Here is a 22,689-nt window from a genome sequence, read left to right as displayed (position 1 = left end):
TCGGCGCTCAGCAGGGCGGATCGGCGGCTGTCCGGCGGTCACCTGCCTTGCTGAGGTGTGTCGGAGTGGAGACCGCCGCTGCGGGGGAGAATCGTCGCTCATGGGCAAGGAATATTTCGGGTTGGCTGGAGATCCGGCTGCGGTGACCGCCGAGGACGCCGATCTTGGCCGGGCGCGCCAGGGTGACGACGGCGCATTCACCCGCCTGGTCCAGCCGCTGCGCCGGGAGTTGCACGCCCACTGCTACCGCATGCTCGGCTCGACCCACGATGCCGACGACGCTGTGCAGGACACCCTGCTGCGGGCTTGGCGAGGACTCGCAAGCTTCGAGGGACGCGGCTCGCTGCGCTCGTGGCTCTACACCGTGGCCACCCGGGTCTGTCTGAATGTCGTGGAGTCCCGTGGTAGGCGGGCGATGCCCGTCGACCTCGGCCCCTCCAGTGACCGTGCGGTGATCGAGGACAGGCCACTGACGGAGTTCGCCTGGCTGGGCCCCTACCCCGACGCCGGCCTCGGCGACGGTCCAGCCGGTCCAAGCTCACGGTACGAGCAGCGTGAAGCCGTCGAACTGGCCTTCGCCGCCGCGTTGCAACACCTGCCCGGCAACCAGCGAGCGGTACTGCTGCTCTTCGAGGTTCTCGGCTTCTCCGCGGCCGAGATCGCCGACACGATGAACACCTCGACCACATCGGTGAACTCCGCCCTCGCCCGTGCCCGCCGGGTCATCGCGGCGAAGGTACCGTCCCGGTCCCAGCAGCAGACCCTACGAAAGATCGACGACACCCGCGTACGGCAGATCGTCGCCGAGTTCTCCACCGCCTTCGAACGCGGTGACGCCGACGCCCTCGTTGCGCTGCTCACCGAGGATGTCACGTGGTCGATGCCCCCGATGACGCACTGGTACCGCGGGATCGAGGCCGTCGCCGACTTCGCCGTTCAGGTCCCACTGACCCGCTGCCCGAGTTGGCGGCATCGTCCGACGACCGCGAACGGTCAGCCCGCCGTCGCGTTCTACCTCGGCGACGACCAATCAGGTCCGCACCTTGCCTGGTCGATCACAGTGCTGACCTTGCGTGACGAGCAGATCGCGGAGATCACCTCGTTCCTCGGCGCGGAACACTTCCCGGCCTTCGCCCTGCCGACGTCACTACCCTGACCTGGCCAGCCGCCCCTGCTCGAGCGGCAGCCTCGATCACCCCCGAGGGTGAACACGGGAATCAGGACACTTCCGGGACCAGTTCCCGCCGGCGGTCAACCTTTCTCGCCTGTTCAGGGTCATCTTCTCGGCAAAGATGCCCAGGTGGGGCTGGAGGGTGCACGTGACGGATGATGGCTTCCGCGAGTTCGTCGAGATCCGGTATGCGGATCTGCTGCGGACCGCGTACCTGCTGACGGGCTCACGGCACGCGGCCGAAGACCTGGTGCAGAACGCGCTGATGCAGGCGATGCGCCGGTGGCGGCAGGTGGACGAACCGATGGCATACGTCCGCCGGATCATGGTGAACGAGCGGGTCAGCCTGTGGCACCGGTTCGGTTCCCGGGAGTTCCTGGCCGGCGTGACCGGTGCGTGGCGGCTGCACGCCGACCGGGGCCGGAGCCGGGACGTGGCGGACGACGTCGTGGTACGCGAAGAGGTGCGCGACGCCTTGCGCGGACTGCCGGCCCGGACGCGGGCCGTCCTGGTGCTGCGCTACTGGGAGGACCTCACCGAGGCGCAGACCGCCCAGACGCTGGGTTGCTCGGTCGGCACGGTGAAGAGTCTCGCGTCCCGCGGGATCGGCCGGCTACGCGCGGCGCTGCTGGCCTCGTCGGCACGATCACCGCTGCCGGACGAGCCGGTGCCGCTGCCGGACGACCGGCCACCGATGGTCGTGCCGCCCGCCGTGACTAGCTGGAGAGGTGCAAACGATGGCCGATGAGATCAAGGAAGCGTTGACCCGGCTCGCCGAGCCGGTGCTGCCGCGCCCCGACCCGTATCACCGGTTGCTGGTCCGCGTCCGGCGACGCCGACAGCGACGCATGGCGTTGGCTGGCGTGGTCGGTCTGGCGGCAGTGGCGGCGGTGCTGCCGGTCTTCGGTGCGACCGGCCTACCGGGGGCTAACGACGCGGCGGAGTCACCCCCACCCGCGATCGGGACGTACCAGCCGGCGAGCCGGATCGACAAGCCGATGGTACGGCGGTTGTTGGACTCGCCGACCCGGGGCAACCTCGCCGGCGACGAGGCGCTGATCGCGGACATCAAGCGGCAATACCGCGCGGCCCGCGATCAACTGCTGATCGACCCGGCGCTGGACGAGGTGAAGGTACTGCTCGCACACGACGTACCAGGCGCCCGGGCGGTCGTGGTGGCATTCCTGAACGACTCGCACGCGTCGCTCCGACACGGGCTCGGTGCTGCCGGAGCGTCCGTGCCGGAATTGCTGAAGAAGACCGGCACCCCGGACGAACCGCAACCGCTGGAACCGTACGTCTTCCTCGGCCGGCAGTCTCCGGTCGCCGGCCTCTACGTCGCCACCCTCGCGGTCGGGCTGGCACCGGCCGGCTGTCGTGTCGAGACCTCCGCCGATGGCCGGATCCAGCCGGACGGAACGATCACCCGGAGCTGGCGGGCGGTCAGCGACGACGGTTTCGTGGTCCGGGGGGCGGGCCAGGTGGCCGAACGGTGGCGGTTCACCTGCGACGGCGTCCTGCGGTACGCCGGGCCGGGGGGCGGTGGGCTGGGCGCGGTCAGGCCGGTGGGGAGGACGCCGTCGGCTTCCACCACCGGTGCACCCGGCTCAGGGGACGCCACTTTCGCCGCCGCCGCTGTGCACGAACTGCAAGGCATGCTCGAGAGCCACGGGCTCACGGGGCCGGTGCCCCAGGTGATCTGGAGCGGACGGTTGCCCGGCTGGGTGTCCGGCTCGACGGCGGCCGTGCTGGTGAGATCCTGCTCCACTGCCGGCGGCTGCGCCGCCCTGCTCATGGCCAATGCCGATTCGCCGCGGCAACCAGGGTCCGCGCCACCGGTTGACTACGTGACCGTCGCCACGGGGCAGCCTGACCTGATAGCCGTCCAGGTACGAGGCGCGACGCCCGGCGTTCTGGTCGTCGGGCCGGAGTCGGCGGTCCGCGCCGAGTTGCTCGACGGCACGGGGCGGACGATCGCCAGCGGCCGACTGGAAGCCGGTGCGGGCGCCATTCGCGCCGATCCCCGCCAGGTCAGCAGAATCAAGATCCTCGACAGGGACGGCCGGATCCTGCGAACCGAAGCCACGCCGAGCCTCAGCGCCGGCTCCAGCCAGATCGGTGAACCGACCGTCTGGGCCTGGTGACGACGGCACGTTGACCGCGTGCCCGGTCCGACCCGGCCGGGGACGGGCCGGGCACGCGGTCCCCGGCGTCGGAATTGCTGTCGGCCGGCAACGCCGATCCACCTTGTCAAATATTTACGCAGCCGTATATCGTGCCGGTGATAAGTTCCGGACCCGGACGAAGGGCGGTCGCATGGCAGCCAGAGGGGCGCCGGTGACACATCGGGCAGTCGACCGAGGTCGGTTCCAGCTCGATGGTTCACTCGATCTCAGCGCACCGTTCACGTCCGTGGCCGAGGTGACGATCGGCGGCCGACTGCACGAGTTCACGGCCGGTTCGATCGGGCTCGCAGACGACGTGGCCCGGACGCTCGGCGTCGAGAAGTTCGACGAGGAACTCACCTACCAGGGCGGAACGCTGCTGACCGCGCGCATCCGATCCTACGACCCGCAGATCCAGCTGGCCGAGGACCGGCTCGTGGCGGTCTGGCGGGGGCGGCGACACTGCTTCTTCACCGAGATGTACGGTGCGACGACCATCGATCTGCTCGGGGCGTTGCGGACCCTGCGCATCGAGGAGCACGACGACGGCCTGACCCTGCGCCCGACCCCGAAGACCGGCACCGAGTTCGCCGAACCCGCCACCGTGCTCAAAGAGGTTCCCGGGCTCGGTCTGCTGGAGATCGCACCGCTCACCAAGCAGCGTGCTGGGCAACTGCCCTCCTGGCGTGGTTTGCAGACGCAGGCGGGCGAGCTGTTCAGGGACGTGCTCCCCGACGGGCAGCCCTACTTCGTACTGGCCGCGGCGGACGTCTGGCTCAGCCTGGTGCCGTTCGCCGACACGGCCGTGGAGCAGGTGCCCGCCCTGGTGAACCAGCTCCACGTCCAGAGGGCCGGGTAGGCCGGATGTCCGGACTGCTGAGCAGCGTGGCCGCGTACACCGTCCTGTTCACCCTGCTCGTCAGCACCGCCGAGCACCTGTCGCGACCGGCGGCGCTCGCCGAGGCGTTGGCCGGGCACCGGGTGCTACCGGCTCCGGTCGCGGTCGCCGCTCTCGCCATCGCGAGCGAAGGCCTGCTCGCCGGCGCCGGGATCGTGGCGTTACTCCTCGACAGCGGGGCAGGCCTGCTCATCGCGGTCCTCGTCGGCGGCGCCGTGCTACTCGGCCTGTACGCCGGCTACGGCCTGTACCTGATGTCGACCGGGCGCACCGGGTCGTGCGGGTGCTCCCGGGTGGAACTGCCGATGACCGGTTGGGTGGTGGCCCGAGCGTCCGTCCTCGCCGGGCTGGCACTGGTCGCACTGTTCCTGTCCGGCTCGATCGTGCCGGCGAATCGGATCGACGCCTCACTCGCCGTCGTGCTGCTGGCCTCCGCCACGTTCACCGCGCTGCTGTGGCATCTGCCCGCCGCGATGTACGAGCCGGCCACGGCGCCGGCCGAGCGGCTCACGAACGCCCGGTCCATCGGCATGACAAAGGGGGGCCTGCCCGGATGAGCTTTCAGACCAGCGCACTGATCCTGAGCTGGATCGCGATCCTCCTGCTGGCTCTCACGGTCTCGGGCCTGGTACGCCAGGTGCACGCGCTGTCGAGCGGGACAGTCCAGCGTCGTCGTGAGTCGGTCGGCCTGCGGCCGGGAGCAGCGGCCCCCGGATTCGCCCGGTTGGCGCCGGCGGCACCGGAGGTTCCGCTGGTGCTGCTCTTCCTGGAGCCCGACTGCGGGACCTGCACCGAGGTGCTGGCCGAGGCCAACGGCCACGTCGACCGCCCTGGCCTGGAGTTCCGGGTCCTCTACCGGGACACCCCCTCGGGGCAGGCGGCGGGACTGCCGATCACCGTGCTCGACGGGCAGGCGGAGCTGTTCGAGCGGTACGACGTCCTCGCCACCCCGTTCGCCACCGTTGTCGACCGGGCCGGACGGGTGCTCCGCGCCGAGCCGCTCGGCTCCCGCGCGGCACTGCGCCGCCTGCTCGACGAAATCGACAGCCCAGCCGGCGGCTCCGGGCCGGCGGTCGTCACGAATCAGGGAGGTCGGGCATGACTGATCTCGATACCGTGCCCTGGCTGCGCGGAACCGACCCGGGGACCGGGCCCGCCGTCCGGCGGGTGCCGGTTCATCCGGGCGGCCGCAAGCGCGCGGGCTGGGAGCTGTCTCGACGCACCCTGCTCCGGGTGGGCACCGCGGTGGGTATGGCAGCGCTCAGCGTGTTTCCGGCAGCCCGCCGCGCGTACGCCGACGGTTACACGATCTATGCCGGGTGCCCGACGTACGCCAGCGATCACAACTGCTCGCCGGGGTGTGGCCCGAGCACGATCTTCGCCGACTCCTGCAACACCAGCGGAACGAACACCGGATTCCACAAGAACGACGGCGTCACCTGGATCCTGCGACCGAACCAGTGCTACGGCGGGACGTACGACGGCTGGCTGTGGGCCTACAACGGGGCGTGCGGCGCCTGTACCTGCTCGGTCGAACGCCGATGCCACGACGGGTACAAGAAGACCAGCTCGGGCTGGGTGAAGTCGATCTGCCGCTGGAACACCAAGTGCGGATGCCTGGGCACGGTCAGCTGGCCCACCACCCAGCGGACCAACACCGGGGTGAATGTCTACACCGTGCAGCACCTGCTGACCGCTCGGGGCCAGGCGACCGAGATCGACGGGATCTTCGGTAGCGACACCGAGGCGAAGGTGAAGAGCTTCCAGAAGGCGGCCGGTATCGGGGTGACCGGTGTGGTCAACGCGACCACCTGGCCGGCGCTCGTGGTCACGGTCCGCTCCGGGGTCACCAGTGACGCCGTCCGCGCCGCGCAGCGCCAGTTGAACAGGCGCGGTTACGTGCTGGTGGTCGACGGGGTCTTCGGCCCGGGGACCGACGGCGCGGCGCGCGACTTCCAGCGGCAGAACGGGCTGACGGTCGACGGGATCATCGGGGTCAACTCCTGGCGGACTCTGACCGGTGCCGCTGTATGACCCGAACGCTGCCGGACCCTGTGCGGGCAGTACGTCGCTGGGGCGGTGATCCTCTCGCACCCTTCCTGCTGCTCGCCGTCGGTGCGCTCGCCGCCGCCGCGTACGGGAACGTGCTCACCTGGGCGATGGTCGGAGGGCTCGCCGGTTACACGCTCTCCGGCTCGGTTTGAACGCACAACAGCGCTCACGCGCTGGCCTCGCCCGGGTGGCGAGATAGAGATCGGCAGAGCGTCGTCCTCGCACTGTTCGTCACCGGGTTGATCGTCGGTGGCTCGCTCAGCGGGCTGGTGTTGGGGTTGCTCTCCGGGCTGTCGGCTCCCCTGCCCGGCCCGTGGCGGTACGCCGGCATCGTGGCGGTGGCGGTGCTGGGGCTGCTCCGCGAGCTGGGCCTGGTACCGATCCGGCTACCGCAGAACGCCCGGCAGGTACCGCAGGACGTGCTTCAGCGCAGCCTGCGGCGCGGGGCGCTGCAGTTCGGCTTCGAACTCGGCACCGGGGTCCGCACCTACGTCTCGGCGAGTGCTCCGTACGTGTTGGCCGCCGCACTTCTCCTCGGCGGTCAGCGCCTGCACGTCGCGATGCTCGCCGGGGTCGGATTCGGTGTCGGGCGCGCGTTGACCCCGCTGGCCCGCCGTGCCGCTGGCACCGGCGACAGGTGGGACGCCGACCTCCGGGTCCGGATTCGGACGATCACCGTCGGGGCGGGCTTCGTGCTCGTGGTTGCCCTCAGCCTGCTGGCCGTGCGGCAGATCTGAGGGCGGCGCGAGGTCCCTCGGCCGCCTCGCTGAGCCGAGGCCTGTCACGCCTGGTCGAACCGATCGCGGGCCCTCAGTCGCTGGTGGGCCTGGTCGAGGAACGCACCACCTGCCTTGGTGCTGGAGGACCTGACGCAGTCGGCCTTCGTCGACGAGCGGGTCGATTGGAACGCGGAGCTTGTGCGCGGGGACTTGGGCAAGGCTGTTGAGCAGCTCAAGCGGGAGCCGGGCAAGGGGCTGTTCGTGTCAGGCGTGCAGCTTCCGCTGGCGTTGGCAGAGCTGGGTCTGATCAATGAGTACGAGTTCGTGGTGCATCCCCGGATAGCGGGTCACGGGCCGACACTGTTCGCGGGTCTGTCGAAGCATGTCGACTTGAAGCTCGTGAGCCGGCTGGAGTTCGCCTCGGGGGCGGTGGTGATGCGGTACGAGCCGATCAGGTAGCCATCGGGGTCGTCAGCCCGAGCCGGCCGCATCGTGGAACCCAGGTTCGCGGCTCTCAAACGGTCAGCGTTGCGTGAGTTGGCAGTGGATGCGGGAGATGATGCGTCCAGTCCAGCGACTGAGCTGGCTGCATTCGCGATGGCCTCGTTCACGTCGGCTGTGGCGCGGTCGTCGGTGACGCGGATGGACAGCGTTTCTGTCGACCGGAGACACATAGGTGCGGCGACGCCGACATCATTGGCCCCTGTCGGGTCGGCCCACCCTCCGTTGGCTCCTTTGGAGCTGCCCCGTTTGTGCTATCGATAGAGCGGGAGCGGGAGCGGTAGCGTGGACGGGGCAGCTCCAAAGGGGCCGAAGGGTAGGTCCCCGACCGGGTGCGGGGCGCATTTGTCAGGCCGCCACCCGACTGCCCGGCGTACGGGTTGGCATGGAGCGGCATGGGGCGGCGTGGCGGCGACCTTCCGGGGCATTCGCGGGAGGTCGGACATGGCTGAGGACGGGTGGCCCGCCGGCGTCAGCCGACGGGCCAGCATCGTGCTCGTCGGTCGGTTCAGCCCTTCAGGGGGCTGGACCAGTCCGCCGGCTTATCGACCAGCTTCAGGCCCTGGTGCGTGGTCAGCACGCCGTTCGGGCCGAGCTGTCCAGGCAGTGAGCCGGTGGCGGTCGCGTCGACCAGCACGCCTCCGCTCTTGCCGACCCGAACCGTCGTGGCGGGTCCGTCAAGGGGAAACCTGTACGCCGGCTGACCGTCGATGGTCGTGTTCGGTGCCGGGGCGAGCTTTTCCTTCTCGGTCTTGTCCTCTTCCTTCTTGTACGGAGAGACGCTGACGTCCAGCGTGTTCGTGAAGGGCTGCGCCGGGTCGATCGCCGTGCTCAGCGTGATGGATCCGCTGCTGGTAGAAGGTCGCCTTCTGGCGTCCGGGGCCGGGCTCCACCAGGTAGCTGCCGGCCATTGCCAGGGACAGGGCCAGGACGGGAACCGACCCGCGCCGAACTGTCCGTTTCCATCTCGTCATTCGTCTCTCCCTACCGAACCGATGGGGTGTTCGAGAGGGAGTCGATGTCGGGACCGGGTCGCGTTGCCCGGCGCGTCGATGATCTTTTACCGGACCGGACCGCGCGATTGGTTCGGCGAACCGCCGACCGCCAGGACCTAACCGATCCTGCGGTGTTCCAGGTGGGCGCGCAGGCCGAGGTCAGCGCCGTAGACGTCGTCCCCGGTCACCCAGCCGACCGGGTGCGCCGGCGTCCAGTGCGACGGTGATCATCTACCGGGCCAGGGCCGGGCTTCGAGTACCCCGGTGGGGTGGCCGAGCCGCCCACACCGCCGTACGCGGCAGCCGCTGCATCGCCTGCGGATCGGCGTGACCAGCCTGCTCGGCCAGGGACCAGCAGGCCCGCGGGTCGGCGACGACGAGAGCGTCGGAGTTCCCGCCCCGCCCCCTGGGGTGGGACGGACTTCATGATCGTCTGCTGATTCTGGAGAACTCGCCCGGCGTGTTGTCTCACAAATCAGCAGACGATCACGCCACGACAGGCCGCCCTGCACCCCGACGCCACCGCGCACATCGTCGCCACCAAAGGGCGGCTGCGTCGATGACTTCGACGCCGGCCCTAGCGCGCTGCGCCGCCCGGTCGACCTGGACCGGTCCCGGAGCGCCGGTGACCGACGCGGGGGGCCTGTATCACCGGGGAGTTACCGGCCGCCGGGCGGGAATCCCGCGCCGCGTCGGCCACCATCTCGTCGGGATCGCGGCCGAGGGCCTGCCGGATGTGCGGCGGGATGAACTCGGATGTCGCCATCGCCAGTCGGACCTGCACCGAACGGTCGTTGACCAGCTGTTCCAGATCCGCCTCGGCCAGTTCGACCGAGCGGACCAGTGCGACGCGGACGTCGACCACGGGATCCTGGGCGAGCGCGCTGCGCTGCTCGGCGGTGGTCCGCGGATTGCGGGCGACCCCCTTGCGAACCCGTGCGGTGCGGTCGGCCATCAGGGCGGTGATCACGTCGGGGTCGTGGGTGTGGGTGGCGAGTCGTTCCCGTACCTCGGGTGAGACGTCGTCGATCAGCCTGGCGGCCAGCTCAGGCTCCAACTCCCGCATCTCCGCGAGGAGACCACGAAGCTCCTTGTCGGATGCCTCGGACATCACCCGGCGAATCGACTCGTCACAAGCCGGGTTGCCGGCGACCGCCCACCGGACCCACCGGTCGTCGTCCTTGACGAGACGCAGGAGGTTACCGACCGAGGCCGAAGGGTTCCTCGCGACGGCCTCCCGGACCTGACGATCGTAGTCCCGGGTCAGCGGTCGCAGTGCCTGCGCGGGTGCGTCGGCCCGGGCCGCCACGGCCTTACGGACCACGGCCGACGGGTCGGACGCCAACTCGAAGAGGGCCATCTGTGGTGTTGCGGGGTCCTGCGCGAGGGCGAGCCGCGCGTCGACGCTGTCACCGGTCGTACGGTGGGCGGTGGTATCTGACCCGCTGTGACCGTCGGGCCCGCCGACGTCCTGCTGCTTCCCCATGGGCGCAATCATGTCACGGGCCCACCGGGCAGCTACCACGGCCAGCAGTAACCGTCAGTAGCGCTCGGCGACGTAGGCGTGGTCGGACCAGGGGGTCGCCGTTTCGCGTGTGTGGCCAGCCGTCATGTTTGACCTCGCCCCAGGGGCAGGGGACAGAGTCCCGATATGCCACGGTGGTTGACGAGCGGTGAGTTCCTGATTCAGTCACGACTGAGTCCGAAGGCGTTGCGCCTCTACGACGGACGGAAACTCCTGACCCCGGCGCACATCGACCCCCACACCGGTTACCGGTACTACGGTCCCGACGAGCTCGACCGCGCTCGCCGTATCACTCTGCTCCGCGCGATCGGCATGCCGCTGGCGGACATCGCCGACGTGCTCAGCGTCTCCGGCCCGCAGTCGGTCAGCAGGGTGGAGTCGTACTGGCGTGACGCCGAGACCAGCCACTCCGCCCGCCGGCCGCTGGTGAGCCACCTGTTGGAACTCCTCAACGATCAAGGAACTCCCATGGCCTACAAGGTGCATAATCGTGACGTACCCGCCCAAAAGGTGATCTTCACCCAGCGACACGTGACCGCCGATCGGCTTCCCGACTTTCTGCCCGAGGTCACGCAGTTGCTGTTCGACCACCTCACCGCTGCCCGCGGCGTGCTGTCCGGCCCGGTGTTCGTCGCCTACCACGGGCTGGTCAGCGAGGACTCCGACGGGCCCGTCGAGGTGTGTGTCCCGACGGGCGACCCGGTGGAGCCTGAAGGGCCGGTCGGGGTCCGGATCGAGCGAGCACACCGGCAGGCGTACGTGTCGCTCACGAAAGCGCAGGCGACGTACCCGGCGATCCTGCAGGCCTACGACGCGATCGGTACGTGGCTTCGCGATCACGACCAGGTGCTGAGTGCGTCAGCACGGGAGGTCTACCTCCCGAACTGGGCCACCGCCGCAGACGATGAGCATTGCGTCGACGTCGGATTCCCCTACCGACCCGCCGCGCGGGCCGTTGCGGGTCCAGACGAACGGTGAGCCACGTAGACCCCTGCGGCTGTACGACTTCTGCGCGGGAGCCGGTAGCGGGCTAGCCTACTGATGGAGATCACTAAGGAGTTGGCCATGCTGAACCTGTTGATCCGCCCCACGTCTGTCCTTCGTGCCGCTGCCGCGGCGGTGCTGACCGCCGGTGTCGCCGCATCCATGCAGGCCTGCACCACACCGGCCCCCGAGGCCGGGAGTTCCGCCGCCTCGCCGACGACATCGGCACCCACCACCGACGGCGGCGCGACCGGGAACGTGCCCTCGCCCACCGGCGGCTCAGGGTCGGAAGGCGGGTCGCAGGCGGGCAGCGCCGACCCGATCCTGCGGGGTGAACGGCAGGTCGTGTTGCGGCCGGTCGGGTCGTTCGAGTCGATCCTGGCGGTCGACGCCAAGGGTCGGCTGAACCTGACCGACGGCGACACGGACAAGAGTCTGTTCGTGTTGCTGCCGGCCAGCGGGAACAAGTACCAGATCAGGACCGCGAAGGCACACAGCGGCGGTGAGCCCGACTGTATGGGCCTGCGCGACAACGGCAGCGCCCCGGCGACGGTCGTGGCGGCCGCCTGCGACTCCAGCCGGGCCGGTCAGCTGTTCGCCATCGAGAAGACGCAGGAGAGGAACCAGGGTCGCCCGACGTACACCATCGGCGGCGAGGGCAAGGTCTACCTGCGCGCGGTGGACGGGCAGGGCCTGACCGCCCAACGGGTGGGCGAGGGCGATGCGGGTGAGGGCCGGACCTTCGACTTCGTCGACAACGGGGTCGCCCCCGCAGGCCCGGGCGAGTGAGCCCTTGACCGGTCGTACGGCCCGGACCGCCGTCGGCAGCGGATCCCGGGGTTCGGTGGGTGGGCGTCGACGTATCAGGCGGGTCGAGTTGTGTGGTCGTAGGCGTCGCGGGCGGCCAGGAGGGTGCCCATGTGCTCGTGTGCCCAGTGTCGGCAGGCTGCGACGAGGTCGAGCAGCGTGCGTCCCAGTGGCGTCAGTTCGTATTCCACTCGTGGCGGCACCTCGGCGTAGACGGTGCGGGTGATCATGCCGTCGCGTTCGAGTGCGCGCAGGGTCTGGGTGAGCACCTTGGGGGTGACGCCGTGGATGGGGACGCGAAGCTCGGAGAACCGGCGTGGGCCTTGCTCAAGGCAGACGATGATCAAGGCTGACCATTTGTCGCCGATGCGGATCGGCATGACGCTGCTGGGGCACCCGGGGTGGAACATGTCGGGGTCAAGCGGATCCATCAGTACCCTTACGGTAGTTAGATACCTTTGAAGTAACCAATATCTCATGGATACCTTCGCAATCGGCGACCCGTGCTTCGGGCCGCTGGCTTCTTACGATCGCCGAGAGCGAGGGCAGAGAGAATGCGTGCTGTTCGGTTCCATGAGTACGGTCCGCCTGACGTGTTACGTGTCGACGAGGTGCCCGACGCACGACCGGGTCCCGGGCAGCTGCTGGTCCGGGTCACGGCCGCGGGCATCGGGTTTGCCGACGTGCAGATCAGGGCCGGCCTGATGCGCTCGGTAATGCCGGATCTTCCGCTGCCGTTCGCGCCGGGATTCGAGATCGCGGGCACCGTCGTCGCGGTCGGATCCGGGGTGGATGCCACGGCGGTCGGCGGGCAGGTGGTCGGCGCGACGTCCGGCGGCGGCTACGCGGAGCTGGCGATCCTGCCAGCGGCGTCGGCGGTGCCGCTGCCCGAGGGGCTCGATGACCGGACGGCGGTGGCGTTGCTGGGCCAAGGGGCGACCGCGGTCGGCGTGGCCGAGGCTGCTGGCCTCACGTCGGCAGACACGGTCCTGGTCGAAGCAGCCGCCGGAGGCGTGGGCAGCCTTCTGGTGCAGTTGGCCAAACGCGCCGGCGCCACGGTGATCGCCGCTGCCCGAGGTGAGACGAAACTCGCGGTGGCCAAGCAACTCGGCGCCGACATCGTGATCGACTACACCGCACCCGACTGGCCCCAACTCGTCCGAGACGCGGTGGGCGGCAGCGTTTCGGTGGTCCTGGAGAGCACCGGCGGTGCTGTGTCCGAGGCCGCCTTCGACCTGCTGACACCCACGATCGGCCGAATGGTGGTCTACGGAACGACCAGCGGGCAGCCGCCGCGCTTCGACCCGCTCGCCGTCTACCAGCGGGCCGTGTCGGTCACCGGCTTCGCGTCCGTGGCCCTCCCCGCGCACCATCTGGCCCGGCTGCGCGACCACGCGTTCGCGCTGGCTGACTCTGGCGAACTACGGCCCATCATCGGCACGGTCATGCCGCTGGCTCAAGCCGCCGCAGCTCACCAGGCGTTCGAAGAACGGGCGACGGTCGGCAAGACCATCCTCACGCCCTGATCGCCCTGCACGACAGGGCCGGCCGGCGGCTCACAGGGACCAGGTCGTGAAACCGCAATTATCACCGGCCCAGCCGGCGCCGCGTACGAATGGACGCGGCGCCGGTCTGTTCCCCCGACGGGAGGGAGGCTGATTTCCCCGCACCAGGACACGGCCCGCACCCATCCGATGGCCGACCGGGCCGGGGCCACCGACCATCGAGCACCGGTTCGGAACTCATCGTGACCGGGGCGGACCCCGTTCTCGCAGGCGGCGAACGTGGTTCATCATGTGCTGACCATCGAGGAGGTCGCCATGTCCGTCCCGCATCCGGTGCCGCCCCCCGCCCCGCCGCGCGTCGACGACCGCGGCGCCGCTGACGCGCCCACCGGCGATCCCGTACGGCTGCGCTCGCGTACCTGGGTCGCGGTGGTGCTGCTCGGCATGGTGGGCCAGATGGCCTGGACGGTCGAGAACATCTATCTGAACCTCTTCGTCTACGACACGGTCACCGCCGACCCGACCGTGATCGCCACGATGGTCGCCGCCAGCGCCGCCACCGCGACGCTCGCCACGCTGCTGCTGGGCGCGCTCTCCGACCGCCTCGGGCGGCGCCGGGCGTTCGTCGCGGGCGGCTACCTGCTCTGGGGCGTCTGCACCGCCGCGTTCGGCTTCCTCACCGTGGGCGCGACGGGTGACATCGCGCCGGTGGCGAACGTCGTCCTGCTCACCGTGCTCGCGGTGATCGCGCTGGACTGCCTGATGTCGTTCCTCGGCTCGGGCGCCAACGACGCGGCGTTCCAGGCGTGGGTCACCGACGTGACCCGGCCGGCCAACCGTGGCCGGGTCGAGGCGGTGCTGGCGATCATGCCGCTGCTCGCCATGTTGGTGATCTTCGGTGGCTTCGACGGGCTGGCCCGCGCCGGTGACTGGCGGACCTTCTTCCTGATCATCGGGGCGGTGATGGCCGGGGCCGGCGTCGCCGCCTGGTTCCTGGTCGAGGACAGCCCCACCCTGGTACGCAACGACGCCGGTTACCTGCGCTCGGTGTTCCACGGCCTGCGGCCGTCCGCGATGCGCGCCAACCCGGGCCTCTACCTGGCCCTGACCGCGTGGTCGGTCTGGGGCATCTCGACGCAGGTCTTCCTGCCGTACCTGGTCATCTACCTGCAGCGTTACCTGAAGGTCGAGGGGTACGCCGTGGTGCTCGCCGCCGTGCTGGTGACCGCGTCGGTGGTCAGCGTGCTCGCCGGCCGGGTGATCGACCGGGTCGGCAAGGTCCGGTTCGTGCTGCCGGCCGCGGCCGTCTACGGCACCGGCCTGCTGCTGATGTTCCTGGCCCGGGGCACGCTGCCGGTGATCGGCGCCGGGATCGTGATGATGTCCGGTTTCATGCTGGTGCTGGCGCCGCTGGGCGCGCTGGTACGGGACCACTCGCCGCCGGAGCGGGCCGGTCACGTGCAGGGGCTGCGGATGGTCTTCGCCATCCTGATCCCGATGCTGATCGGCCCGTACCTGGGCGCGGCGGTGATCAGCAACGCCGACGGGACGTACCAGGACCTGGGGGTGGTCAAACAGGTGCCGACGCCGGGCATCTTCCTGATGGCGCTGGCCGTGCTGACCCTCATCGTCGTGCCGGTGCTGGCGCTGCGCCGCCACCGGGCCGGGAGGGAGGACGCGTGACGCTGACGACCGAGTGGGGCGAGGCGCTCGACCCCGACCAGGTGCTGCCCGAGTATCCGCGTCCGCAGTTGGTCCGGGACAGCTACCTCAACCTCAACGGCCGGTGGGCGTACGCGATCACCGACGACGCCCGGGAGCCGGCGCGCTACGACGGTGAGATCCTGGTGCCCTTCTCCCCGGAGGCGCCGCTGTCCGGGGTGGGGCGGCAGCTGCTGCCCGGCCAGACCCTCTGGTACCGCCGCACGTTGCGGCTGCCCGACGGCTTCCACCGGCCCGGCCACCGGGTGCTGCTGCACTTCGGCGCGGTGGACCAGACCTGCTCCGTCCTGCTCAACGGGGTGCCCGTCGGCGGGCGCACCGGCGGCTACCTGCCGGTGCGCTGCGACGTCACCGACGCGCTGCGCGACGGCGAGAACGTGCTGGTCGTCGCGGTGCGCGACGACAGCGACACGAGCTGGCACGCGCGGGGCAAGCAGAAGCTGCGCCGCGGCGGCATCTGGTACACCGCCCAGTCCGGGATCTGGCAGACCGTCTGGGCCGAGTGCGTCCCCGAGGCCCACGTCGAGCGGCTCACCCTCACGCCCCACCTGGCGCGGGGCTGTGTCGAGGTGACCGTGCACGCGAGCGCGGCCGTGGGCGACGCGGAGATCCGGATCCTGGCCGGCGGCGTCGTGGTCGCCGAGGCGAGCGCCGCCGCCGGGACCGCCGTGCGCCTGCCGCTGCCCAAGGTGCGCCCCTGGACACCCGAGGACCCGTTCCTGTACGACGTGACCGTCGGCTACGGCGACGACCGGGTCAGCGGCTACGTGGGCATGCGCTCGTTCGGTGTCGGGCCGGACGCGAACGGGGTGCCCCGGCTGCTGCTCAACGGGGAGCCGTACTTCCACGCCGGGGTGCTCGACCAGGGCTACTGGCCGGACGGCCTCTACACCGCGCCGTCGGACGCGGCGATGGTCGCCGACATCGCCGCGATGAAGCGGCTCGGCTTCACCATGCTGCGTAAACACATCAAGATCGAGCCGCTGCGCTGGTACCACCACTGCGACCGGCTCGGCATCCTGGTCTGGCAGGACATGGTCAACGGCGGCAGCGCGTACCGTCCGCTGGTGATCACCGCGCCGGTGCTGACGCCGCTGCGGCTGCCCGACCGGGGCGGGTGGCGGCGCTGGTTCGGCCGCGCCGACGCGGCCGGGCGCGACGAGTTCCGCGCCGAGGTGCGCGAGACCGTCGAGCACCTGCGCAACGTGGTGAGCATCGCCGTCTGGGTGCCGTTCAACGAGGGCTGGGGGCAGTTCGACGCAGCCGAGGTCGCCCGGGAGGTGAGCGCCCTCGACCCGACCCGTACCGTCGACCACGCCAGCGGCTGGCACGATCAGGGCGGCGGCGACCTGCGCAGCCTGCACGTCTACTTCCGCCGCTTCCGCGCGTCGCGGCGTCGACCACGCCGCGACGCCGCGCCGGGCGGGGGAGCGGTCCGCGTCGGCGCTGCGCCGGGCCGGGACCGCCGGGCCCTGGTGCTCTCCGAGTACGGCGGCTACCACCTGCGCGTCGACGGGCACACCTTCGGGCCGGCCGAGTTCGGGTACAAGCGCTACCGCACCGGCGCCGAACTGGCCGGGGCGTTCACCCGGCTGCACGAGGAACAGATCGTGCCCGCGATCCCGGACGGTCTCACCGCCACCGTCTACACCCAACTGTCCGACGTGGAGGACGAACTGAACGGCCTGTTCAGCTACGACCGGCGGGTGCTCAAGCTGCCCGAGGAGGTGGTCCGGCAGGTCAACGCCCGGCTACGTCACCAGCGGTTCTGAGCCTCCTCGGCCCAGCCGACCAGGCCGTCCAGGTCGACCCGCTCTTCGTCGTCGGTGGCCGCCCAGCCGGTGAAGTGCCCGAAGCACTGGTGCGTCTCGTTGGCGAGCACACCGAAGTTGGTCCGGGCGATCTTCTCGTGGAAGGGGTGGAACTCCACCGCCACCCGCTCACCGGTGATCCGCCACGGCCGCAGCCAGTCGGCACGGTCGTACTCCCAGCGCAGCTCGTCGCCGATCTTGTGCAGCCGGCCGTCGACGAAGAGGCCGTTCTCGGTCGAGCCGGTGCCGTCGGTCCACTTACCGCCGAGTTGGATCGCCCGACCCGGGCCGCTGCCGGCGGCCCAGTTCCAGCGGATCGCGTACGGCCACCTGCCGCGGCCGTGGTCGAGGACGGCGAAGGAGTCCGCCTCGGCGACCGGATGATCCACCCCGTTCACCCGGAGGGTGCCGCGAACCGGGCGGCCGACGTCCTTGACGGTGTACTGGAACCGGCGGGTGCTCCAGGGCACCACCACGCCGAGCGACTCGTGACCCGCCGGCAGCGGCACCACGAGATCGACCTCCAGACCGGGGGCGGTGGCGCGGATCGTGGTCCCCGAGGGCCCCTGGTCGATGTCGATCGAGAGCCCGCCGCCGTGGGCGCGCACGGCGCCTGCCCCGCTGACCGGCGGGAAGACCGTGCCCCGGGCGAAGGGGACCACCGCACCCCTGTCGATTTCGACCTTCGTCGCACGGTCGAGCACGTAGAGACCGTGCACGCCCGCGTAGTCCAGCGACGAGGCGACCAGGCCGATGATGTGGGTCGGGGTGACGACGCCCCAGTACTCCCAGCGCTTGTTGCGGCCCCAGCCGCGCAGGTTCGCCCGGTGCAGCGGGCGGCGGCTCCAGCCGACTGCGGCGGGCTGGAGCCGTCCGCCCGGTAGGCACAGGTCGGTCGGCTCGGTGATCTCGTTCTCGTGCGTCACGACGGCGAGGGTATCCGGTCGGCGGGACCGCGCCGGCGACGACGCGGCAGCATCGGTGCCGGCACAGCCCAACCGTGGTCGGTCAGCTCCGACTCACGATTCGCGGGACAGGGTCCGGGGCGTGAGCCGCAGGTAGTCGAGGTTGAATCCCCAGGTCTCGCAGTACAGCGTGACGACCTGGTCGCCCGCCGGCAGCTCGACGGTCGCGTGCGCCGACTGGTAGGCGGCCCAGCCGCCCGTGTCCGGCGCCGAGACCGTGGCCAGGACCCTGCCTGCGGCATCGCGCAGTGACAGCGCGTCCGTGATGCCGGCACCCGTGCCGGTGGCGACCCTGACCTCCAGGTCGTATGTGCCGGCCTGGGCGACGTCGATGCGGTACTTCAGCCACTTGCCCCCCTCGGTCCAGCCGACGTTCCTGCCGCCGCTGGCCGCCGGATTGTTCTCGATGAAGTTGCTGCCCCCCTCGGTCCACCCGTGTTGCTCGACGTATGCCTCGGCCTCGATCCGCTCGCCGATCGGTGCGCCGTGCGGCCGCACGTTCACGCGAACAGTCACCGTGTCGTTCGCCATGCCGTCGGTGACGGTGAACGTCAGGTTCTGTTCGCCGGCGACGGTCGGGTGGAGTGTCACCACGCCTGTGGCGGCGTCGATGCGGACGCCGTCCGGCAGCTCGGGCGCGTAGTAGGCGAGCCGGTCGTGGTCGCGGTCGAACGCGGTCAGCGGCACCTGAACCGTGCTGTACTGGTCGGCGACCACGTCGGCGACGTCACGCAGGACCGGGGCGTGGTTGCCTCGGGCCGACGGCAGCTCAGCCCTCCACCGGTAGGTGGCGAACGAACGCGCCGGCACCGTGACGACGAAGGACCTGTCGGCGAGCACGACGCGCGTCGTGGCGGGAGCGCCGTTGCTGTTTCCGAGGACGGCGACGAAGTTGTCCCTGTCCCGGTAGACGACGTTGTTGACGCCGCCGCTGGTGGCGCTCGATTCCACCCGCACGTGCTCACGGTTCAGGTACCTCGAGAACTGCCCGAGCTGGTAGAGCTCGTCCCGGACGGTGAAGTCCCGGGTCGAGGTGTTCACCTTGACCAGGCGGTTCGGCCACTTCGTCGTCCGGCCGACCTCCGCCCAGTCGATGTTGTTGTCGCGCGAGGGCGTCCAGTGCAACGTCCCACCGTCCTGGTCCGTGGTCTGCGCCCACATGACGTACGAACTCGCGTCGAGCCGGAAGTAGCTCAGCACCGTGGCCGGGGACAGGTCACTCGTCTCGGTCAGGTGCACCGGCTTGCCGGTCTGCTCGTACGCGTCGCGCATGACCCGTGGGTGGCCCCAGTAGGGGTGGAAGGCGATGCCGTCGGTCGCGCGGCTGACCTGCTTACCGGTCACGGAGCCGTCCGGCGCGTCGTCGAGGATGCGGTGGTAGTTCTTCGTCTCGGCGCTGTTCGGGTCGCGCCAGTCCCAGAAGTTGAAGTCGTGCACGTAGAGCTGGGTGCGCAGCCGGGCGGCGGCGAGTTCGCGCTCGATCGCGAGCGCCAGCTTCTGCTGCTGCGCCACGCTGATGTCCATGGCCGGGTAGACCACGTCCATGCCGGGCTCGTTCAGCAGCGTCAGCGCGTCGACGTGAATGCCCCGCTTCGCGTACGCCTGGACGAACTTCACGTAGTAGCGGGCGAACACGTCGATGCAGTCATCGCGCAGCTTGCCGACCTGGTAGTAGTTGGTCGTGCTGCCGGGCTGGAGCGCGACCTCGCCGGTGAACCGGTTGTTCGTCTTCATCCACGCCGGGGCACTCCAGGCCGAGGCGAAGAATGTGGCGCGCGGGTTGTAACGCTGGATCAGCTTGACGGTGTCGATGATGTGCAGGTCGATGTCGCGCTGGATGGAGAAGTGCTTGAGACCGAAGTCCTCGGTGACCCCGGGGGGAAGGTCGTCCGCCGACCAGAACGGCAGATGCTCGATCAGGTCGGGGCTGCCGATCGTCAGGCGGAACCGGTCGAGACCCGCGCCGGTCTTCGGGTCGACGAGCAGCCGGATGGCCTCCTCACGCTTTGCCGGGGTGAGCTTCCACAGGTTGGAGACGCTGGTCTCGTCCAGGGAGAACCCGATGCCCGCGTATCGCTGGCGGGTCCGACTGGGGTCGACCACGACGGTCGCGTCGACGGGTCGGCCGCTGTCGTCGCCGACGCGGACGGTCGGCAGCTGTCGCCATGCGTGTTCGGCGCCTGCGGAGTAGGTGCCGAACACGAGCGCGCCCTGTCCGGGGTGGCCGGCCGTGCCGGCTTCGGACGGCGTGCTCGTGAGCACAGCCAGGGTCGTCGATGCGGCGACCAGCGCCGTCATGGTGGAACGCCTCATGGCGCCTCCTCGATATCGGGGACTGTCCTCGTGGCCGGCGCCATTCGACGGACTATGGGGATCGATGCGGGTCCTGTCCTGACCCGAGTGCGGTCCGCCGTGAGCTGACCGGGACAGGGCAGCCCACGGCGGACCCGGTACGGCTATCCGTTGAGGACCCAGGTCTGGTTGGGCTGGGCGTGGCAGTCCCAGATCTGCAGCCGGGCGCCGTTGGAGTTGTTGACGTCCACGACGTCCAGACACCTGTCGGACTGCGGGTTGACCAGGGTGCCGGCAGTGGTGGCCGTCCAGCGCTGGGCGGCGGTGCCGTTACAGGTCGAGATCTGAACCCTGGCACCGTTGTTCGTAGCCGCTCCGCTTACGTCGAGACACTTCCCGAGCGATCGAAGCGTCCCGTCCCCGGGGCGTGACCACTGCTGGTTCGGTTCGCCGTGGCAGTCCCAGATCTGCACGGGCGTTCCGTCACCGCTCTGCTTGTCGACGACGTCGAGACACCGGCCGCCCAGACCCGTGACCGTCCCGGAACCCGTGGGCGGCGGCGTGGTCGGGGGCGGGGTGGTCGGCGGCGGGGTCGTCGGTGGCGTCGTGGTCGCGGGCGGGGTCGTCGGTGGCGTCGCTGCGCCGTTCCAGGTGAAGGTGGCCGTGGTACGCGCCGGCATGGTGTAGGTGAACGATTGGCCACCCGAGTTGACCTTGACGGGCTGGGCGTTGGCGGCGGGGTTGTGCACGATGAGCGCCTTGGATCCGTCGGTGTTGCGCCACGCGACGTTCTGCACGCCCCACGTCTCGGTGGAGTCGATCCGCTGCGCGCCGGGGCGGACGAACTTCGTCAGATGGCCGGTCGTGTAGTACTCGACGGTGTAGTCGACCTGACCGGCCCGTGCTCCGCCCTCCTGCACGGTGATCAGACCGGTGCAGACGTCGCATCCGCCGTTGTGCGGGCCGTGGTTCTGGTTGAGCGCGAGGCTCCATTTGATCAGGCTGCTGCTGTAGTTGCGGGCGTAGTTGACGATGTCGCCGAGGTCCTCGTTGTGCTGGTTGCTGATCCAGGTCCCGCCCGAGTGCTCCGTGCTGAACTGCCGCACATTCGGAAAGTCGTGGTGCACCACGGTGCCGATGTTGGGCTCGCCCCAGTAGCCGTGCCAGGCGATGCCGCCGAAGAGCGGGTCGGTCCGGATGCCCGGATCCTGCAGAAGGTTCTGGCCGAGGGTCCAGTAGTCGCCGTAGTTGAAGTCCTGCACCATCACCTTGGTGGTGAGGCCGGCGGCCCGCAGCGCGGGGTAGACGTGATTCTTGGTCAGGTCGATGAGCTGGTCGGGCGTCCAGGCCATACCCGGATAGTTCATCTCCGTGGGGTTGTCGGCCTTGCAGCAGTTGGGTTCGTTCTGCACGGAGATGTAGTTGATCGGCACGCCGGCGCGGGCGTACGACTGGATGTACTTCACCAGATACTGGGCGTAGAGCGCGTAGTACTGGGTCTTCAGCGAACCCATCTGGTCCATCCGACCGTTGGTCTTCATCCACCCGGGCGCACTCCATGGCACACCCTTGACCCGCAACTCCGGGTTGAGTTGCTTCGCCTGCTGGGTGAGCAGGCGCACGTTGGTGTCATAGCCGTTCGTGCCGAAATCGGACAGGTCGCAGCACGTGTCGTCGAGCGACGTGTTGCCCGGCCGGGACAGGTCGGAGGCGCCGATCGGGTTGCGCACGAACGACAGCCCGATGCCCGTGGTGGGACTGAACAGCTTGGTCATCACCGCATCGCGGGTCGCGGCGCTGACGACGCCGCCGCGAAGAAGGTGGGCGGTCGTGTCGGTGATCGACGCGCCGCCGCCTTCGAAGGTCTGGTAGCGGACCGAGTCGTCGACGGTGATGGTCTGGTCGGCGTTCGGGCTGCTGGCGGCGAACCCGACCGGTGTCTGCTGCTGCAGTCCGCGCGTGACCGTACGGCCGGCGGCGTCGGACGTGGTGGTGAGATGGACACCGACAGAAACCGGCGCGGCGAAGGCGGACGGGGCGGTGGCCACGGCGATCCCAGCGGCTGCCGGCACGCAGACGGCGAGCAGGGCGGTGGCCAACCCGCGGTGGCGTGGACGTCGGGTGGCGGTGGGCGGGCGGTTGGGTGGCAGGTCGTGCGGCGGATTCCCGGAGGGGGACAAGGAGGGACTCCTTCCACAGAAGCAAGGATGCAGCGGCAAGCCGACGGGACGGGTTGACTCGACGCGGCGCGGGAACGGGGCGGGACGGACGGCCATCGACGCGGCCCTTGCAGGAACATCAATGAGTGCTGATCAAAGCAACGTTCAATGGTTTAGTCAAGACGCAAAAAAAGCTGTCTGCGGCTGGTTTGGCGCGATTCGTCTTCTCGGCTTCGATGAATCGCCTCTGACGCGGGTGCGGATCGGTCAACCGGATGTCCATCCAGGTGCAGCCGGTGCTCGCCTCGACACGGTCGCCCGATGTCGCCCCGGGGCGGGCGTACGGCCACGGGCGGCCCCTCAGGTCCTTGGCGAAATGGACGTGTCCGCCGAAGGGGGTATCGAGCTTTTTCCGGAC

The 22,689-nt window shown here is 69.9% G+C and carries 21 protein-coding genes; 15 read left to right on the top strand and 6 right to left on the bottom strand.

What is annotated here, in order from left to right; genetic code table 11:
* The first annotated feature begins 100 nt into the window (after positions 1 to 100).
* From ACH4T9_RS18445 to ACH4T9_RS18400, 10 genes are all read left to right on the top strand, one after another.
* The gene (locus tag ACH4T9_RS18445; protein ID WP_396672229.1) at positions 101 to 1,156 is read left to right on the top strand and encodes a sigma-70 family RNA polymerase sigma factor; all 1,056 of its coding nucleotides are present in this window, start codon (positions 101 to 103) and stop codon (positions 1,154 to 1,156) included.
* Between the two features lie 163 nt (positions 1,157 to 1,319).
* Positions 1,320 to 1,919: a SigE family RNA polymerase sigma factor gene (locus ACH4T9_RS18440; protein WP_396672230.1), complete on the top strand. Its 600-nt coding sequence runs from the start codon at positions 1,320 to 1,322 to the stop codon at positions 1,917 to 1,919.
* Positions 1,909 to 3,315, top strand: coding sequence for a hypothetical protein (locus ACH4T9_RS18435; protein ID WP_396672231.1), 1,407 nt, complete (start codon positions 1,909 to 1,911; stop codon positions 3,313 to 3,315). Before ACH4T9_RS18440 ends, ACH4T9_RS18435 begins: the two co-directional genes overlap by 11 nt.
* Before the next feature lie 268 nt (positions 3,316 to 3,583).
* On the top strand, positions 3,584 to 4,195 hold the full coding sequence (locus ACH4T9_RS18430) for a hypothetical protein (RefSeq protein ID WP_396672232.1): 612 nt from the start codon (positions 3,584 to 3,586) through the stop codon (positions 4,193 to 4,195).
* A gap of 5 nt (positions 4,196 to 4,200) precedes the next feature.
* Positions 4,201 to 4,791 carry a MauE/DoxX family redox-associated membrane protein gene (locus tag ACH4T9_RS18425; RefSeq protein ID WP_396672233.1) on the top strand — a complete coding sequence of 197 codons (591 nt, stop codon included), beginning with the start codon at positions 4,201 to 4,203 and terminating at the stop codon, positions 4,789 to 4,791.
* Entirely contained in the window at positions 4,788 to 5,336 is a 549-nt protein-coding gene (locus ACH4T9_RS18420) for a hypothetical protein (protein WP_396672234.1), read from the top strand. Before ACH4T9_RS18425 ends, ACH4T9_RS18420 begins: the two co-directional genes overlap by 4 nt.
* Positions 5,333 to 6,268, top strand: coding sequence for a peptidoglycan-binding protein (locus ACH4T9_RS18415; protein WP_396672235.1), 936 nt, complete (start codon positions 5,333 to 5,335; stop codon positions 6,266 to 6,268). The genes ACH4T9_RS18420 and ACH4T9_RS18415 overlap by 4 nt, the downstream gene beginning before the upstream one ends.
* A 20-nt stretch (positions 6,269 to 6,288) precedes the next feature.
* The gene (locus ACH4T9_RS18410) at positions 6,289 to 6,438 is read left to right on the top strand and encodes a hypothetical protein (protein WP_387022996.1); all 150 of its coding nucleotides are present in this window, start codon (positions 6,289 to 6,291) and stop codon (positions 6,436 to 6,438) included.
* A gap of 87 nt (positions 6,439 to 6,525) precedes the next feature.
* Positions 6,526 to 7,023, top strand: a complete 498-nt coding sequence (locus tag ACH4T9_RS18405) for a hypothetical protein (protein ID WP_396672237.1) — start codon at positions 6,526 to 6,528, stop codon at positions 7,021 to 7,023.
* 117 nt (positions 7,024 to 7,140) lie between these two features.
* Positions 7,141 to 7,464, top strand: coding sequence for a dihydrofolate reductase family protein (locus tag ACH4T9_RS18400; protein WP_396672238.1), 324 nt, complete (start codon positions 7,141 to 7,143; stop codon positions 7,462 to 7,464).
* A gap of 550 nt (positions 7,465 to 8,014) precedes the next feature.
* On the opposite strand, the gene ACH4T9_RS18395 is transcribed toward ACH4T9_RS18400, so the two are convergent.
* The gene (locus ACH4T9_RS18395; protein WP_396672239.1) at positions 8,015 to 8,143 is read right to left on the bottom strand and encodes a hypothetical protein; all 129 of its coding nucleotides are present in this window, start codon (positions 8,141 to 8,143) and stop codon (positions 8,015 to 8,017) included.
* 935 nt (positions 8,144 to 9,078) lie between these two features.
* Positions 9,079 to 9,987 carry a hypothetical protein gene (locus tag ACH4T9_RS18390; protein WP_396672240.1) on the bottom strand — a complete coding sequence of 303 codons (909 nt, stop codon included), beginning with the start codon at positions 9,985 to 9,987 and terminating at the stop codon, positions 9,079 to 9,081.
* 165 nt (positions 9,988 to 10,152) lie between these two features.
* Between ACH4T9_RS18390 and ACH4T9_RS18385 the strand changes: the two genes are divergently transcribed.
* Positions 10,153 to 11,004 (top strand): MerR family transcriptional regulator, encoded by an 852-nt coding sequence (locus ACH4T9_RS18385; protein ID WP_396672241.1) that lies wholly within the window; start codon positions 10,153 to 10,155, stop codon positions 11,002 to 11,004.
* A gap of 63 nt (positions 11,005 to 11,067) precedes the next feature.
* Positions 11,068 to 11,799 (top strand): hypothetical protein, encoded by a 732-nt coding sequence (locus ACH4T9_RS18380; RefSeq protein WP_396672242.1) that lies wholly within the window; start codon positions 11,068 to 11,070, stop codon positions 11,797 to 11,799.
* Positions 11,800 to 11,873: 74 nt separating this feature from the next.
* Here ACH4T9_RS18380 and ACH4T9_RS18375 read toward each other — a convergent pair whose 3' ends face one another.
* Positions 11,874 to 12,248 (bottom strand): winged helix-turn-helix transcriptional regulator, encoded by a 375-nt coding sequence (locus ACH4T9_RS18375; protein ID WP_396672243.1) that lies wholly within the window; start codon positions 12,246 to 12,248, stop codon positions 11,874 to 11,876.
* A gap of 162 nt (positions 12,249 to 12,410) precedes the next feature.
* Here ACH4T9_RS18375 and ACH4T9_RS18370 point away from each other — a divergent pair, with 162 nt between their 5' ends.
* The 3 genes from ACH4T9_RS18370 to ACH4T9_RS18360 all read left to right on the top strand — a co-directional run bounded on the left by ACH4T9_RS18370 (position 12,411) and on the right by ACH4T9_RS18360 (position 16,816).
* Positions 12,411 to 13,343 (top strand): zinc-binding alcohol dehydrogenase family protein, encoded by a 933-nt coding sequence (locus ACH4T9_RS18370; RefSeq protein ID WP_396672244.1) that lies wholly within the window; start codon positions 12,411 to 12,413, stop codon positions 13,341 to 13,343.
* Between the two features lie 294 nt (positions 13,344 to 13,637).
* Entirely contained in the window at positions 13,638 to 15,005 is a 1,368-nt protein-coding gene (locus ACH4T9_RS18365; protein ID WP_396672245.1) for an MFS transporter, read from the top strand.
* The gene (locus tag ACH4T9_RS18360) at positions 15,002 to 16,816 is read left to right on the top strand and encodes a glycoside hydrolase family 2 protein (RefSeq protein ID WP_396672246.1); all 1,815 of its coding nucleotides are present in this window, start codon (positions 15,002 to 15,004) and stop codon (positions 16,814 to 16,816) included. Before ACH4T9_RS18365 ends, ACH4T9_RS18360 begins: the two co-directional genes overlap by 4 nt.
* On the opposite strand, the gene ACH4T9_RS18355 is transcribed toward ACH4T9_RS18360, so the two are convergent.
* The 3 genes from ACH4T9_RS18355 to ACH4T9_RS18345 all read right to left on the bottom strand — a co-directional run bounded on the left by ACH4T9_RS18355 (position 16,801) and on the right by ACH4T9_RS18345 (position 22,292).
* Entirely contained in the window at positions 16,801 to 17,781 is a 981-nt protein-coding gene (locus tag ACH4T9_RS18355; RefSeq protein WP_396672247.1) for a DUF2804 domain-containing protein, read from the bottom strand. The genes ACH4T9_RS18360 and ACH4T9_RS18355 overlap by 16 nt on opposite strands.
* A gap of 93 nt (positions 17,782 to 17,874) precedes the next feature.
* The gene (locus ACH4T9_RS18350) at positions 17,875 to 20,133 is read right to left on the bottom strand and encodes a carbohydrate-binding protein (RefSeq protein ID WP_396672248.1); all 2,259 of its coding nucleotides are present in this window, start codon (positions 20,131 to 20,133) and stop codon (positions 17,875 to 17,877) included.
* Positions 20,134 to 20,276: 143 nt separating this feature from the next.
* On the bottom strand, positions 20,277 to 22,292 hold the full coding sequence (locus ACH4T9_RS18345) for a ricin-type beta-trefoil lectin domain protein (protein ID WP_396672249.1): 2,016 nt from the start codon (positions 22,290 to 22,292) through the stop codon (positions 20,277 to 20,279).
* Positions 22,293 to 22,689 lie beyond the last annotated feature (397 nt).

The organism is Micromonospora sp. NPDC020750 (genome assembly GCF_044334565.1).
Lineage (GTDB): Bacteria > Actinomycetota > Actinomycetes > Mycobacteriales > Micromonosporaceae > Micromonospora.
The sequence above is the reverse complement of the archived record's forward strand: the minus strand, read 5'-3'. Positions and strand labels throughout refer to the sequence as shown.